22 protein-coding genes and 1 pseudogene are annotated in these 12301 nt (G+C 69.9%); all 23 read left to right on the top strand.

Annotated elements, in window-relative coordinates; all coding sequences use genetic code 11:
- Positions 1–527 precede the first annotated feature (527 nt).
- The 23 genes and pseudogenes from rpsJ to ABD158_RS15825 all read left to right on the top strand — a co-directional run bounded on the left by rpsJ (position 528) and on the right by ABD158_RS15825 (position 12294).
- Positions 528–836 carry a 30S ribosomal protein S10 gene (gene rpsJ, locus ABD158_RS15935; protein WP_240239255.1) on the top strand — a complete coding sequence of 103 codons (309 nt, stop codon included), beginning with the start codon at positions 528–530 and terminating at the stop codon, positions 834–836.
- A gap of 11 nt (positions 837–847) precedes the next feature.
- The gene (gene rplC, locus ABD158_RS15930) at positions 848–1507 is read left to right on the top strand and encodes a 50S ribosomal protein L3 (protein ID WP_344008563.1); all 660 of its coding nucleotides are present in this window, start codon (positions 848–850) and stop codon (positions 1505–1507) included.
- Positions 1504–2109: pseudogene (gene rplD / locus ABD158_RS15925) on the top strand (50S ribosomal protein L4); the annotation flags it as partial. The gene rplC and the pseudogene rplD, both read left to right, overlap by 4 nt.
- Positions 2110–2126: 17 nt before the next feature.
- Positions 2127–2432 (top strand): 50S ribosomal protein L23, encoded by a 306-nt coding sequence (gene rplW, locus ABD158_RS15920; RefSeq protein ID WP_344008561.1) that lies wholly within the window; start codon positions 2127–2129, stop codon positions 2430–2432.
- 33 nt (positions 2433–2465) lie between these two features.
- A complete protein-coding gene (rplB, locus tag ABD158_RS15915; protein WP_344008560.1) occupies positions 2466–3299 on the top strand; it encodes a 50S ribosomal protein L2 in 834 nt (277 codons plus the stop codon).
- A gap of 12 nt (positions 3300–3311) precedes the next feature.
- Positions 3312–3593: a 30S ribosomal protein S19 gene (gene rpsS / locus ABD158_RS15910; protein WP_344008559.1), complete on the top strand. Its 282-nt coding sequence runs from the start codon at positions 3312–3314 to the stop codon at positions 3591–3593.
- Positions 3590–4024 (top strand): 50S ribosomal protein L22, encoded by a 435-nt coding sequence (gene rplV / locus ABD158_RS15905; protein ID WP_344008558.1) that lies wholly within the window; start codon positions 3590–3592, stop codon positions 4022–4024. Before rpsS ends, rplV begins: the two co-directional genes overlap by 4 nt.
- The gene (rpsC, locus tag ABD158_RS15900) at positions 4024–4881 is read left to right on the top strand and encodes a 30S ribosomal protein S3 (RefSeq protein WP_344008557.1); all 858 of its coding nucleotides are present in this window, start codon (positions 4024–4026) and stop codon (positions 4879–4881) included. The genes rplV and rpsC overlap by 1 nt, the downstream gene beginning before the upstream one ends.
- Positions 4882–4886: 5 nt before the next feature.
- On the top strand, positions 4887–5306 hold the full coding sequence (gene rplP / locus ABD158_RS15895) for a 50S ribosomal protein L16 (RefSeq protein ID WP_344008556.1): 420 nt from the start codon (positions 4887–4889) through the stop codon (positions 5304–5306).
- Positions 5306–5581, top strand: a complete 276-nt coding sequence (gene rpmC / locus ABD158_RS15890; RefSeq protein WP_344008555.1) for a 50S ribosomal protein L29 — start codon at positions 5306–5308, stop codon at positions 5579–5581. The genes rplP and rpmC overlap by 1 nt, the downstream gene beginning before the upstream one ends.
- A complete protein-coding gene (rpsQ, locus tag ABD158_RS15885; protein ID WP_344008554.1) occupies positions 5578–5853 on the top strand; it encodes a 30S ribosomal protein S17 in 276 nt (91 codons plus the stop codon). Before rpmC ends, rpsQ begins: the two co-directional genes overlap by 4 nt.
- A gap of 102 nt (positions 5854–5955) precedes the next feature.
- On the top strand, positions 5956–6324 hold the full coding sequence (gene rplN, locus ABD158_RS15880; RefSeq protein WP_344008553.1) for a 50S ribosomal protein L14: 369 nt from the start codon (positions 5956–5958) through the stop codon (positions 6322–6324).
- Positions 6324–6713 (top strand): 50S ribosomal protein L24, encoded by a 390-nt coding sequence (gene rplX, locus ABD158_RS15875; protein WP_425573217.1) that lies wholly within the window; start codon positions 6324–6326, stop codon positions 6711–6713. The genes rplN and rplX overlap by 1 nt, the downstream gene beginning before the upstream one ends.
- 88 nt (positions 6714–6801) lie before the next feature.
- Positions 6802–7344, top strand: coding sequence for a 50S ribosomal protein L5 (gene rplE / locus ABD158_RS15870; RefSeq protein ID WP_344008602.1), 543 nt, complete (start codon positions 6802–6804; stop codon positions 7342–7344).
- Position 7345: 1 nt separating this feature from the next.
- On the top strand, positions 7346–7531 hold the full coding sequence (locus ABD158_RS15865) for a type Z 30S ribosomal protein S14 (RefSeq protein ID WP_194698512.1): 186 nt from the start codon (positions 7346–7348) through the stop codon (positions 7529–7531).
- Positions 7532–7604: 73 nt separating this feature from the next.
- Positions 7605–8012 carry a 30S ribosomal protein S8 gene (gene rpsH / locus ABD158_RS15860; protein ID WP_344008552.1) on the top strand — a complete coding sequence of 136 codons (408 nt, stop codon included), beginning with the start codon at positions 7605–7607 and terminating at the stop codon, positions 8010–8012.
- A 13-nt stretch (positions 8013–8025) separates the two neighbouring features.
- Positions 8026–8565, top strand: coding sequence for a 50S ribosomal protein L6 (gene rplF / locus ABD158_RS15855; protein ID WP_344008551.1), 540 nt, complete (start codon positions 8026–8028; stop codon positions 8563–8565).
- Positions 8566–8567: 2 nt separating this feature from the next.
- Positions 8568–8951 (top strand): 50S ribosomal protein L18, encoded by a 384-nt coding sequence (gene rplR, locus ABD158_RS15850; RefSeq protein ID WP_344008550.1) that lies wholly within the window; start codon positions 8568–8570, stop codon positions 8949–8951.
- Between the two features lie 61 nt (positions 8952–9012).
- On the top strand, positions 9013–9612 hold the full coding sequence (rpsE, locus tag ABD158_RS15845) for a 30S ribosomal protein S5 (RefSeq protein WP_344008548.1): 600 nt from the start codon (positions 9013–9015) through the stop codon (positions 9610–9612).
- Positions 9612–9815, top strand: coding sequence for a 50S ribosomal protein L30 (rpmD, locus tag ABD158_RS15840; RefSeq protein ID WP_344008547.1), 204 nt, complete (start codon positions 9612–9614; stop codon positions 9813–9815). The genes rpsE and rpmD overlap by 1 nt, the downstream gene beginning before the upstream one ends.
- Positions 9816–9817: 2 nt before the next feature.
- Positions 9818–10258 carry a 50S ribosomal protein L15 gene (rplO, locus tag ABD158_RS15835; protein WP_344008601.1) on the top strand — a complete coding sequence of 147 codons (441 nt, stop codon included), beginning with the start codon at positions 9818–9820 and terminating at the stop codon, positions 10256–10258.
- Between the two features lie 171 nt (positions 10259–10429).
- The gene (secY, locus tag ABD158_RS15830; RefSeq protein WP_344008546.1) at positions 10430–11725 is read left to right on the top strand and encodes a preprotein translocase subunit SecY; all 1296 of its coding nucleotides are present in this window, start codon (positions 10430–10432) and stop codon (positions 11723–11725) included.
- Positions 11725–12294 carry an adenylate kinase gene (locus ABD158_RS15825; protein WP_344008545.1) on the top strand — a complete coding sequence of 190 codons (570 nt, stop codon included), beginning with the start codon at positions 11725–11727 and terminating at the stop codon, positions 12292–12294. Before secY ends, ABD158_RS15825 begins: the two co-directional genes overlap by 1 nt.
- Positions 12295–12301: the final 7 nt, after the last annotated feature.

The raw sequence follows: 12301 nt of genomic DNA, 5'->3' as shown, positions 1-12301 counted from the left end.
GGGGGGACCCGACCCGGTGGCCGGCGGAGGACCCGGCGGTGTGGGCGGTCCGGCTGGACGCGACGATGGGGCTCCCGGGGCGGGGAACCGGTCCTCGGACGTCATGCACCTCTCCTTGCTGGGCCCTCGCTGGCGCACCGGCGAGCCGCCATCCTGTCAGGCGGGGGCGCGATTTGAAGTCGCCCGGCGACCTCTGCCAAGATGTCCAGGTTGCTCCGGCGGGTTGCCGGGGTGTGGCTGGACTTGACCACTTCATCGCGTGTCCCAGGGATTCTGCGGTTCGTGGTGCGGCCACACCGATCCTGGAGACCCGATGCGCCTCATCCCGATGAGGCGGCTCAGCCGGCCGGCACCTCCCGCGTGCGCACGATCGTCCGGAAACCAGGACGACACGCCCGACCGCGGGGGTCGGCGGAACGAGTGAGCGTGACGCGGAACGGCCCAGCCCGGGTCGGCGCCGATGACCGAGCCGACCGGGCACGCACGACCAGCCCCGGTACACGTACGAGTTAGGACACCTCAGACCTATGGCGGGACAGAAGATCCGCATCAGGCTCAAGGCCTACGACCACGAGGTGATCGACACCTCCGCGCAGAAGATCGTCGACACGGTCACGCGGACCGGCGCGCGCGTCGCGGGCCCGGTGCCGCTGCCGACCGAGAAGAACGTGTACTGCGTGATCCGCTCGCCCCACAAGTACAAGGACTCGCGCGAGCACTTCGAGATGCGCACGCACAAGCGCCTCATCGACATCATCGACCCCACGCCGAAGACCGTCGACTCGCTCATGCGTCTCGACCTGCCTGCCGGCGTCGACATCGAGATCAAGCTCTGAGGTCTGACGACATGACTTTCGAACGCACCCTCAAGGGCCTGCTGGGCACCAAGCTCGGCATGACCCAGACCTGGGACGCCGACAACCGCGTCGTCCCCGTCACGGTGATCGCCGCGACCACCAACGTGGTGACCGCGATCCGCCGCCCCGAGACCGACGGCTACAACGCCGTCCAGGTCGGGTTCGGCGAGATCGAGGGCCGCAAGGTCACGAAGCCGGTCGCCGGACAGTTCGCCAAGGCGGGCGTCACCCCTCGCCGCCACGTCGTGGAGATCCGCACCGCGGACACCTCCGGCTACGAGGTCGGCCAGGAGATCACGGTCGAGGAGTTCGCCGTGGGCGACGCCGTCGACGTGACCGCCACCAGCAAGGGCAAGGGCTTCGCCGGCACGATGAAGCGTCACGGCTTCTCCGGCGTCGGCGCCTCCCACGGCGCGCACCGCAACCACCGCAAGCCGGGCTCCATCGGAGCCTGCGCGACGCCCGGCCGTGTCTTCAAGGGCACCCGGATGTCCGGCCGGATGGGCGCGGAGACCGTCACCACCCAGAACCTCACGGTGCACGCCGTGGACGCCGAGCGCGGCCTGGTGCTCGTCAAGGGCGCCGTCCCCGGTCCCCGCGGCGGCGTCGTCGTGGTGCGCACCTCCGCCAAGAAGGGGGTCACCCGATGAGCAAGGTCGACGTCACCCTGCCCGCCGAGATCTTCGACGCGAAGACCAACGTGTCGCTGATCCACCAGGTGGTCGTGGCCCAGCAGGCCGCCGCCCGCCAGGGCACGCACGCCACCAAGACCCGCGGCAACGTCCGCGGCGGTGGCCGCAAGCCGTACCGCCAGAAGGGCACCGGTCGCGCCCGCCAGGGCTCGACCCGTGCGCCCCAGTTCGCCGGCGGCGGCACGGTCCACGGCCCGCAGCCGCGTGACTACAGCCAGCGCACCCCGAAGAAGATGAAGGCCGCCGCCCTGCGCGGTGCCCTCTCCGACCGGGCCCGCAACGGCCGCGTCCACGTCGTCGACGGCCTCGTCGACGGCGACGCGCCCTCGACGAAGGCGGCGCTCGCGGTGCTCCGGGGCCTCTCGGACCGCACCCGCTTCCTCGTGGTGCTCGACCGCGACGACCACCTGGGCTGGCTCTCGCTGCGCAACGCGCCCGAGGTCCACCTCATCGTCGCGGACCAGCTGAACACCTACGACGTGCTCGTCTCCGACGAGGTCGTCTTCAGCCAGACCGCGTACGACGCGTTCGTGGCGGCCCACAGCAAGGGCCGCGCCGCGGGCGAGGAGGGCGACAAGTGAGCACCCTGCACAAGGACCCGCGCGACATCCTGATCGCGCCCGTGGTGTCGGAGAAGAGCTACGGGCTCCTCGACGCGAACAAGTACACGTTCGTCGTGCGCCCCGACGCCAACAAGACCGAGATCAAGATCGCCGTCGAGAAGATCTTCGGCGTCAAGGTCACCTCGGTCAACACCCTGAACCGCCCCGGCAAGGCACGCCGCACCCGCTACGGGATCGGTCGTCGCAACGACACGAAGCGCGCGATCGTCAGCCTCGCCGAGGGTGACCGCATCGACATCTTCGGCGGTCCGACCGCCTGAGGCGGTCGCGAGCAGAGGTAGAAGGACACCCACATGGCTATCCGCAAGTACAAGCCGACCACCCCGGGCCGCCGCGGCTCGTCGGTCGCCGACTTCGTCGAGATCACCCGGACCACTCCGGAGAAGTCGCTGACCCGCCCGCTGGCGAAGAAGGGCGGCCGCAACAACCAGGGCCGCATCACCACCCGGCACCAGGGTGGCGGCCACAAGCGTGCGTACCGCGTCATCGACTTCCGTCGCTACGACAAGGACGGCGTGCCGGCGAAGGTCGCGCACATCGAGTACGACCCGAACCGCACCGCGCGCATCGCGCTGCTGCACTACGCCGACGGCGAGAAGCGCTACATCGTGGCGCCGCGCGGTCTGCGTCAGGGCACGGTCGTGGAGTCGGGCCCCGGCGCCGACATCAAGACCGGCAACAACCTGCCGCTGCGCAACATCCCGGTCGGCACGACGATCCACTGCGTCGAGCTGCGCCCGGGCGGTGGCGCCAAGATCGCCCGCTCGGCCGGCAACTCGGCCCAGCTGGTCGCCAAGGAGGGCTCGCGCGCCACGCTGCGCATGCCGTCCGGCGAGATGCGCTTCGTCGACGCCCGCTGCCGCGCCTCGCTGGGCGAGGTCGGCAACGCCGAGCAGTCCAACATCAACTGGGGCAAGGCCGGCCGCATGCGGTGGAAGGGCAAGCGCCCGACCGTCCGCGGTGTCGTCATGAACCCGGTCGACCACCCGCACGGCGGTGGTGAGGGCAAGACCTCCGGTGGTCGCCACCCGGTCTCGCCCTGGGGCAAGCCGGAGGGCCGCACGCGCAAGCGCAAGGCCAGCGACAAGCAGATCATCCGCCGCCGCCGCACCGGCAAGAAGCGTTAAGGGAAGTAGACGATGCCTCGCAGCCTCAAGAAGGGCCCCTTCGTCGACGACCACCTGATCAAGAAGGTGGACGCGGAGAACGAGAAGGGCAGCCACAACGTCATCAAGACCTGGTCGCGCCGTTCGATGATCGTGCCGACCATGATCGGTCACACCATCGCGGTGCACGACGGCCGCAAGCACGTCCCGGTCTTCGTGACCGACGCGATGGTCGGCCACAAGCTGGGCGAGTTCGCCCCGACCCGCACGTTCCGCGGGCACGTGAAGGACGACCGGAAGGGACGCCGCCGATGAGCACCGCAGAGCGCCAGCGCACCAGCGCCCGCCGCAGCTCGCTGCTGGGCGACGCCCCCGGCGCCTTCGCGAGCGCCCGCTTCGTGCGGATCACGCCGATGAAGGCCCGCCGGGTCGTGGACCTCGTCCGCGGCCTCCCGGTGGAGGAGGCCCGCGCCACGCTGCAGTTCGCGCCGCAGGCCGCCTCCGAGACGGTCCTGAAGGTGCTGGAGAGCGCCGTGGCCAACGCCGAGTCCACCGAGGACCTGCCGGCGGGCGACCTGGTCGTCTCCGTCGCGATGGTCGACGAGGGCCCCACCATGAAGCGGTGGCGCCCCCGCGCCCAGGGCCGGGCCACCCGGATCAACAAGCGCACCAGCCACATCACCCTCGCGGTGCAGCCGGCCTCCGTGGTCGGCTCCGCCCGCGGCACGAAGGGACGGACCGCCTGATGGGTCAGAAGATCAACCCGAACGGGTTCCGCCTCGGCATCTCGACCGACCACCGCACCCGGTGGTACGCCGACAAGCTCTACAAGAGCTACGTCGGCGAGGACGTCGCCATCCGCAAGCTGCTCTCCAAGGGCATGGAGCGGGCCGGCATCTCCAAGGTCGAGATCGAGCGCACCCGCGACCGGGTCCGCGTCGACATCCACACCGCGCGCCCGGGCATCGTCATCGGCCGCCGCGGCGCCGAGGCCGACCGCCTGCGCGGCGAGCTCGAGAAGCTCACCGGCAAGCAGGTCCAGCTCAACATCCTCGAGGTGAAGGGCGCCGAGACCGACGCCCAGCTCGTCGCGCAGGGCGTGGCCGAGCAGCTGTCGGGCCGCGTGCAGTTCCGCCGCGCGATGCGCAAGGCGATCCAGACCTCGATGCGCTCCGGCGCCAAGGGGATCCGGATCCAGTGCTCGGGCCGCCTCAACGGCGCCGAGATGTCCCGCACGGAGTTCTACCGCGAGGGCCGCGTGCCCCTGCACACGCTCCGCGCCGACATCGACTACGGCTTCTACGAGGCCCGCACGACCTTCGGCCGCATCGGTGTGAAGGTCTGGATCTACAAGGGCGAGGTCGCCGGCACCCGCGCGGAGCGCGAGGCCCAGGCCGCCGCCCGCGCCGGGGCCCCGGGCCGCGGCCGTGGTGGCGCCGGTGCCGCCCGTGGCGGCGAGCGTCCGTCGCGCGGCACCCGCGGCGACCGCCCCACCCGTTCGGCCCGCGAGGGTGCGGCTGAGACCGCCCCCACCGCCGAGGCCACGACCGCGCCCGCCGAGGCCCCCGCCACCGCGGCGGCCCCGACCGGCCAGGAGGGCTGAGAACCATGCTGATGCCCCGTCGCGTCAAGCACCGCAAGCAGCACCACCCCAAGCGTCGCGGCGCCGCCAAGGGCGGCACCCGCCTCGCGTTCGGTGACTTCGGCATCCAGGCCATCGAGGGGTCCTACGTCACGAACCGCCAGATCGAGTCGGCGCGTATCGCGATGACCCGTCACATCAAGCGTGGCGGCAAGGTGTGGATCAACATCTACCCCGACCGCCCGCTGACCAAGAAGCCGGCCGAGACCCGCATGGGCTCCGGCAAGGGCTCGCCCGAGTGGTGGGTCGCCAACGTCAAGCCCGGACGCATGATGTTCGAGCTGTCCGGTGTGAGCGAGGACGTCGCCCGCGAGGCGCTGCGTCGCGCCATGCACAAGCTCCCCATGAAGTGCCGCTTCGTGTCCCGTGAGGCAGGTGACCTGTGATGGCGACCAAGACCAGCAAGGCGCACGAGATCGACGACCTCGAGACCGCCGAGCTCGAGACCAAGCTGCGCGAGGCCAAGGAGGAGCTCTTCAACCTCCGCTTCCAGGCCGCGACCGGTCAGCTGGAGAACAACAGCCGGCTGCGCACCGTCAAGAAGGACATCGCGCGCATCTACACGGTCATCCGCGAGCGCGAGCTCGGGATCCGCACCGGGGTGGACTCCGCCGGCACCGACGACACCAAGTCCGAGACCGAGGAGGACGGCGCCGCATGAGCACCGAGTCCAGCGCCACCGAGCGCAACACCCGCAAGGTCCGCGAGGGCCTCGTGGTCAGCGACAAGATGGACAAGACCGTCGTGGTGACCGTCGAGGACCGCGTGAAGCACGCGCTCTACGGCAAGGTCATGCGCAAGAGCAGCCGCCTGAAGGCGCACGACGAGCAGAACCAGTGCGGCGTCGGCGACCGGGTCCGGATCATGGAGACCCGTCCGCTGTCCGCCACCAAGCGCTGGCGCATCGTCGAGGTCCTCGAGAAGGCCAAGTGAGCGGGGGCCGCACGCGGCCCGCCTCCACCGAGCTCCACCCGTCCGTACGCAGTTCCCCCAGGCTCACCTCCGCGTGAGAACCGGGGCGACAAGGAGAAGGCAATGATCCAGCAGGAGTCGCGGCTCAAGGTCGCCGACAACACCGGTGCCAAGGAGATCCTGTGCATCCGGGTTCTCGGTGGCTCCGGGCGCCGTTACGCCGGCATCGGCGACACCATCGTCGCCACCGTCAAGGACGCGATCCCGGGCGGCAACGTCAAGAAGGGCGACGTGGTCAAGGCCGTCGTCGTCCGCACCGTCAAGGAGCGCCGTCGGTCCGACGGGTCCTACATCCGATTCGACGAGAACGCCGCCGTCATCCTGAAGCAGGACGGCGAGCCCCGCGGCACCCGCATCTTCGGCCCCGTCGGCCGCGAGCTGCGCGAGAAGCGCTTCATGCGCATCGTCTCGCTCGCCCCCGAGGTGCTGTGATGCCCGCCAAGAAGGCCGCGAACCAGCCGAGGAAGTCCATGAAGATCAAGAAGGGCGACACCGTCAAGGTGATCGCCGGCACCGACAAGGGCGCCCAGGGCAAGGTCATCAGCGTGCTGCGCGAGCAGCAGCGGGTGATCGTCGAGGGCGTCAACCGGGTCAAGAAGCACACGAAGGTCGTCGACGCCGGCGGCCGCTCGGGCAAGTCCGGCGGGATCATCACCACCGAGGCCCCGATCCACGTGTCCAACGTGATGCTCGTCGAGGGCGACGGCGTGACGCGCGTCGGCTTCCGCCGCGACGAGGTCACCAAGCGCCGCAGCGACGGCTCGACGTACACCGCGCACCGCTCCGTGCGGGTCTCGCGCTCGACCGGTGAGGAGATCTGAGATGGCCGACACCGACGTGACCCCCATCGAGGAGCGGATCGACCCGGACCTGGACGTCGAGTCCAGCCCGACGATCTCCGCCCGCGAGATGCCCCGGCTCAAGAAGCGCTACCGCGCCGAGATCCTCCCCGCCCTGAAGGCGGAGTTCGAGATCGGCAACGTCATGCAGGTGCCCGGCCTGACCAAGATCGTGGTCAACATGGGTGTCGGCGAGGCGGCGCGCGACTCGAAGCTGATCGAGGGCGCCGTGCGCGACCTCGCGCTGATCACGGGCCAGAAGCCCGCGATCAACCGGGCCAAGAAGTCCATCGCGCAGTTCAAGCTGCGCGAGGGCATGCCGATCGGCGCCCACGTGACGCTGCGCGGCGACCGCATGTGGGAGTTCCTGGACCGGCTGCTGTCGGTCTCCCTCCCGCGTATCCGTGACTTCCGCGGCCTCGAGCCCCGCCAGTTCGACGGGCGCGGCAACTACACCTTCGGTCTGACCGAGCAGGTCGTGTTCCACGAGATCGACCAGGACAAGATCGACCGCACCCGCGGCATGGACATCACCGTGGTCACGACCGCCACGGACGACGACCAGGGTCGTGCGCTGCTCAAGCAGCTCGGCTTCCCGTTCAAGGAGAACTGACATGGCGAAGACTGCTCTGAAGGTGAAGGCGGCGCGCAAGCCGAAGTTCGCCGTCCGCGGCTACACGCGCTGCCAGCGCTGCGGCCGTCCCAAGGCCGTCTACCGCAAGTTCGGCCTGTGCCGGATCTGCCTGCGCGAGATGGCCCACCGCGGCGAGCTGCCCGGGATCACCAAGTCCTCCTGGTGAGCCCCACCCCGACGACCGCTGAAGGTCGCGACGCCCACGGCGCCGCGAAACCACAGAAGAGAGAGACCCACGCATGACGATGACCGACCCGATCGCAGACATGCTCACGCGTCTGCGCAACGCCAACCAGGCGTACCACGACGAGGTGTCGATGCCCTACTCCAAGCTGAAGGCCGGCGTCGCCGAGATCCTGAAGCAGGAGGGGTACATCACCTCCTTCGGCGTCACCGAGCCCGCCGAGGGCGAGGTGGGCCGCACCCTGACCATCACCCTGAAGTTCGGCCGCAACCGTGAGCGCTCGCTCGCGGGCGTGCGCCGCATCAGCAAGCCGGGCCTGCGGGTCTACGCCAAGAGCACCGGCCTGCCGCGGGTGCTCGGCGGGCTCGGCGTCGCCATCATCTCGACCAGCCAGGGTCTGCTCACGGACCGCCAGGCCAACCAGAAGGGCGTGGGTGGGGAAGTCCTCGCCTACGTCTGGTGAGGAGGAGTCACCCATGTCCCGCATCGGCAAGCTCCCCATCACCGTCCCCTCGGGCGTGGACGTCGCCATCGACTCCTCGCTGGTGACGGTCAAGGGGCCCAAGGGCACCCTGAGCCACTCCGTCGTCGAGCCCATCACGGTCTCGCAGTCCGACGGCGTGCTCTCCGTCGAGCGTCCCGACGACGAGCGCCTCAGCCGCTCCATGCACGGCCTGACCCGCACGCTGATCGCCAACATGGTGCACGGCGTGACCGAGGGCTTCGAGAAGCGCCTGGAGATCCACGGCGTCGGCTACCGCGTGCTGTCGAAGGGCCCCACCCAGCTGGAGTTCCAGCTCGGCTACTCCCACTCGATCACGTTCGACGCCCCCGAGGGCATCACGTTCACCGTCGACAACCCCACCCGCCTCGGCGTGCAGGGCATCGACAAGCAGCTGGTCGGCGAGACCGCGGCGAAGATCCGCGAGCTGCGTCGCCCCGAGCCCTACAAGGGCAAGGGCGTGCGCTACGCCGGCGAGCACGTCCGCCGCAAGGTCGGAAAGGCAGGTAAGTGACCATGGCGATCTCCCTGAAGCGCCGCAAGCACACCGCTCCGCGGGTCCGTGCGCGACTCCGCCGCCAGGCGCGTGGCCGCAAGCACATCAACGGCACCGCCGAGCGGCCGCGTCTCGTGGTCACCCGCAGCGCCAAGCACATCTCCGTGCAGGTCGTCGACGACCTGGCCGGGGCCACCCTGGTGCACGCGTCGTCGATGGAGGCCGACCTGCGGTCGGCCGACGGCGACAAGACCGCCACGGCCCGTCGCGTGGGTGAGCTCGTCGCCGAGCGCGCCACCGCCGCCGGTGTCTCCGCCGTGGTCTTCGACCGCGCCGGCAACAAGTACCACGGCCGGGTCGCGGCACTCGCCGACGGCGCCCGTGAGGGCGGCCTGACCTTCTGACCCGACGTCCACGGGGCCCCCGGGCCCCGGACGTCCTCCGAGCAAGAGAAAGAGGAGAACCATGAGCGGACCCCAGCGCGGTCAGCGCGCCGGTGGTGAGCGCCGTGGCAGCCGTGACGACCGCCGCGGCGGCCAGGCTGCCGACAAGACCGCCTACGTCGAGCGCGTCGTCGCCATCAACCGTGTCGCCAAGGTCGTCCAGGGCGGTCGGCGGTTCAGCTTCACCGCCCTCGTCGTGGTCGGCGACGGCGACGGCATGGTCGGCGTCGGGTACGGCAAGGCCAAGGAGGTGCCCGCGGCGATCGCCAAGGGCGTCGAGGAGGCCAAGAAGAGCTTCTTCCGCGTCCCCCGCAGCCAGGGCACCATCCCGCACCCGGTCCAGGGCGAGAAGGCGGCCGGCGTCGTCATGCTCCGTCCCGCCGCCCCCGGTACCGGCGTCATCGCCGGCGGCCCGGTGCGTGCGGTGCTCGAGTGCGCCGGCATCCACGACGTGCTGAGCAAGTCGCTCGGCTCGTCGAACCAGATCAACATCGTGCACGCGACCGTCGAGGCGCTGCGCATGCTGGAGACCCCCGAGTCGGTCGCGGCGCGCCGCGGCCTGCCCGTCGAGGACGTCGCGCCGGCGGCCCTGCTGAAGGCCCGGGCGGAGGTGGCTCCCTGATGTCGCAGCTCAAGGTCCAGCAGAAGCGGTCGAGCATCGGCTGCAAGCAGAACCAGCGGGACACCCTGCGTTCGCTCGGTCTCAAGCGCATCGGTGACGTCGTCGTCAAGGAGGACCGCCCCGAGATCCGCGGGATGGTGCACACCGTGCGCCACCTCGTGGAGGTCGAGGTCCTCGACGGCGCCGTCGAGAAGGGGGCGTGACCATGTCGCTCAAGATCCACCACCTCAAGCCCGCACCGGGCTCCAAGAAGGCCAAGACGCGCGTCGGTCGCGGTGAGGCCTCCAAGGGCAAGACCGCCGGCCGCGGCACCAAGGGCACGAAGGCCCGCAACCAGGTGCGCGTCGGCTTCGAGGGCGGGCAGATGCCGCTGCACATGCGGCTGCCGAAGCTCAAGGGCTTCAAGAACCCGTTCCGCGTGGAGTTCCAGGTCGTCAACCTGGACCGCCTCGACGCGCTCTACCCCGACGGTGGCCAGGTCACCGTCGAGGACCTCGTGGCCCGCGGCGCCGTGCGTCGCAACCAGCCGGTCAAGGTGCTCGGCACCGGGTCGATCGGCAGCCGCGTCGAGGTGAGCGCGAACGCGTTCTCCGCGTCCGCCCGCACCAAGATCGAGGCCGCCGGGGGCACGACGACCGTCGTGTGAGTCCCCGGACCGAGGCCCGGTCCACCCTGCAGCACCCAGCGCGACCCCCGCGCCGCCCCGTCGTACGAGCACCGTCTCGCCCGACGTGGGAGGCCGGGGGTCGCCTGTTAGGCTGCGACGGTTCTCGCGGAAGTCGGCGGGAGCCGTGCCGCTGGAGAGGAAGAGGAACCCGTGCTCAGCGCGTTCGCCAACGCATTCCGCACGCCGGACCTGCGGCGCAAGCTGCTGTTCGTCCTGTTCATCGTCGCCGTCTTCCGGCTGGGCTCCCAGGTGCCCGCCCCCGGGGTCGACGTCGCGAACGTGCAGCAGTGCATCTCGCTGCAGGAGGACTCCAGCGTCTTCAACCTGATCAACCTGTTCAGCGGTGGTGCGCTCTTCCAGCTCACCATCTTCGCGCTGGGGATCATGCCGTACATCACGGCGAGCATCATCCTGCAGCTGCTGGTGGTGGTGATCCCACGGCTGGAGGCCCTCAAGAAGGAGGGCCAGTCCGGTCAGACGAAGATCACCCAGTACACCCGCTACCTCACGCTCGCCCTCGCGGTCCTGCAGGCCACCGGCATCGTCGCGCTCGCGCGCTCGCGCCAGCTGCTGCAGTGCGACCTGCCCCTGCTGCACGCCGAGGACAGCATCGCGTCGTTCCTCGTCATCGTGGTCACGATGACCGCCGGCACCGCCGTGATCATGTGGCTCGGCGAGCTGATCACCGACCGTGGCGTCGGCAACGGCATGTCGATCCTGATCTTCACGCAGGTCGTTGCCACCTTCCCCTCGGCGCTCTGGCAGGTCCAGGCGCAGGAGGGCTGGGTCACCTTCGTCATCGTCATGGCCATCGGGCTCGTGCTCGTCGCGGCCGTGATCTTCATCGAGCAGGCCCAGCGCCGGATCCCGGTGCAGTACGCCCGGCGGATGGTCGGGCGGAAGATGTTCGGCGGCAGCTCGACCTACATCCCGCTGAAGGTCAACCAGGCGGGCATCATCCCGGTCATCTTCGCCTCCTCGCTGCTCTACCTCCCGGGGCTGGCGGTGCAGTTCAACGCCAACAGCACCTCGGGCTGGGTGTCGTGGCTGAACCGCTACTTCGTCAGCGGCGACCACCCGCTCTACATGGCGGTGTACTTCGCCATGATCATCTTCTTCACCTACTTCTACGTCTCGATCACCTTCAACCCTGAAGAGGTGGCGGACAACATGAAGAAGTACGGCGGCTTCATCCCCGGGATCCGGGCGGGCAAGCCGACGCAGGACTACCTCTCCTACGTCCTCTCCCGGATCACGCTGCCGGGTGCTCTCTACCTGGGTGTGATCGCGCTGATCCCGCTGGTCGCGCTGGCGCTCATCAACGCCAACCAGAACTTCCCGTTCGGCGGCACGTCCATCCTGATCATGGTCGGCGTCGCCCTGGACACGGTGAAGAAGATCGAGAGCCACCTGCAGCAACGGAACTACGAAGGATTCCTCCGCTGATGCGTCTGATCATCATGGGCCCCCCCGGGGCCGGCAAGGGCACCCAGTCGACCCGCATCGCGGAGACCTACGGCGTGCCCGCCATCGCCACCGGCGACATCTTCCGCGCCAACGTGCGCGAGGGGACGCCGTTGGGCGTCGAGGCGCAGCGCTACATGGACGCCGGCGACTACGTCCCGGACAGCGTCACCAACAGCATGGTGCGCGACCGGCTCGCCGCCGACGACTGCGCGGACGGCTTCCTGCTCGACGGCTACCCGCGCACGCTCGCGCAGGTCGACGAGCTCGACGGGATGCTCAAGGAGAACGACGTCGCCCTCGACGCCGTCCTCGTGCTCACCGTCGACCCCGAGGAGCTCGTCGAGCGTCTGGTGAAGCGGGCGGAGTCCGACGGGCGCTCCGACGACACCGAGGAGGTCGTCCGGCACCGCCAGGACGTCTACGCCGAGCAGACGGCGCCCCTCATCGAGGTCTACGCCGAGCGGGGCCTGCTCGTCACCGTCGACGGCATGGGTGAGGTCGACGAGGTGTCCGCGCGCGTGCGCACGGCCCTCGACGGCGTCGCCTGAGACCGGT

Source organism: Nocardioides lentus (assembly GCF_039529515.1).
In the GTDB taxonomy this organism is placed as follows: Bacteria; Actinomycetota; Actinomycetes; order Propionibacteriales; family Nocardioidaceae; genus Nocardioides; species Nocardioides lentus.
Note: the sequence above shows the minus strand (reverse complement) of the source record. Positions and strands in the feature narration are given on the sequence as shown.

Excerpts from the sequence above, each read along its gene's own strand:
- rpsJ (WP_240239255.1), top strand. The coding sequence starts at position 528 with ATGGCGGGACAGAAGATCCGCATCAGGCTCAAGGCCTACGACCACGAG.
- rplC (WP_344008563.1), top strand. The coding sequence starts at position 848 with ATGACTTTCGAACGCACCCTCAAGGGCCTGCTGGGCACCAAGCTCGGC.
- rplB (WP_344008560.1), top strand. The coding sequence starts at position 2,466 with ATGGCTATCCGCAAGTACAAGCCGACCACCCCGGGCCGCCGCGGCTCG.
- rpsS (WP_344008559.1), top strand. The coding sequence starts at position 3,312 with ATGCCTCGCAGCCTCAAGAAGGGCCCCTTCGTCGACGACCACCTGATC.
- rplV (WP_344008558.1), top strand. The coding sequence starts at position 3,590 with ATGAGCACCGCAGAGCGCCAGCGCACCAGCGCCCGCCGCAGCTCGCTG.
- rpsC (WP_344008557.1), top strand. The coding sequence starts at position 4,024 with ATGGGTCAGAAGATCAACCCGAACGGGTTCCGCCTCGGCATCTCGACC.
- rplP (WP_344008556.1), top strand. The coding sequence starts at position 4,887 with ATGCTGATGCCCCGTCGCGTCAAGCACCGCAAGCAGCACCACCCCAAG.
- rpmC (WP_344008555.1), top strand. The coding sequence starts at position 5,306 with ATGGCGACCAAGACCAGCAAGGCGCACGAGATCGACGACCTCGAGACC.
- rpsQ (WP_344008554.1), top strand. The coding sequence starts at position 5,578 with ATGAGCACCGAGTCCAGCGCCACCGAGCGCAACACCCGCAAGGTCCGC.
- rplN (WP_344008553.1), top strand. The coding sequence starts at position 5,956 with ATGATCCAGCAGGAGTCGCGGCTCAAGGTCGCCGACAACACCGGTGCC.
- rplX (WP_425573217.1), top strand. The coding sequence starts at position 6,324 with ATGCCCGCCAAGAAGGCCGCGAACCAGCCGAGGAAGTCCATGAAGATC.
- rplE (WP_344008602.1), top strand. The coding sequence starts at position 6,802 with ATGCCCCGGCTCAAGAAGCGCTACCGCGCCGAGATCCTCCCCGCCCTG.
- ABD158_RS15865 (WP_194698512.1), top strand. The coding sequence starts at position 7,346 with ATGGCGAAGACTGCTCTGAAGGTGAAGGCGGCGCGCAAGCCGAAGTTC.
- rpsH (WP_344008552.1), top strand. The coding sequence starts at position 7,605 with ATGACGATGACCGACCCGATCGCAGACATGCTCACGCGTCTGCGCAAC.
- rplF (WP_344008551.1), top strand. The coding sequence starts at position 8,026 with ATGTCCCGCATCGGCAAGCTCCCCATCACCGTCCCCTCGGGCGTGGAC.
- rplR (WP_344008550.1), top strand. The coding sequence starts at position 8,568 with ATGGCGATCTCCCTGAAGCGCCGCAAGCACACCGCTCCGCGGGTCCGT.
- rpsE (WP_344008548.1), top strand. The coding sequence starts at position 9,013 with ATGAGCGGACCCCAGCGCGGTCAGCGCGCCGGTGGTGAGCGCCGTGGC.
- rpmD (WP_344008547.1), top strand. The coding sequence starts at position 9,612 with ATGTCGCAGCTCAAGGTCCAGCAGAAGCGGTCGAGCATCGGCTGCAAG.
- rplO (WP_344008601.1), top strand. The coding sequence starts at position 9,818 with ATGTCGCTCAAGATCCACCACCTCAAGCCCGCACCGGGCTCCAAGAAG.
- ABD158_RS15825 (WP_344008545.1), top strand. The coding sequence starts at position 11,725 with ATGCGTCTGATCATCATGGGCCCCCCCGGGGCCGGCAAGGGCACCCAG.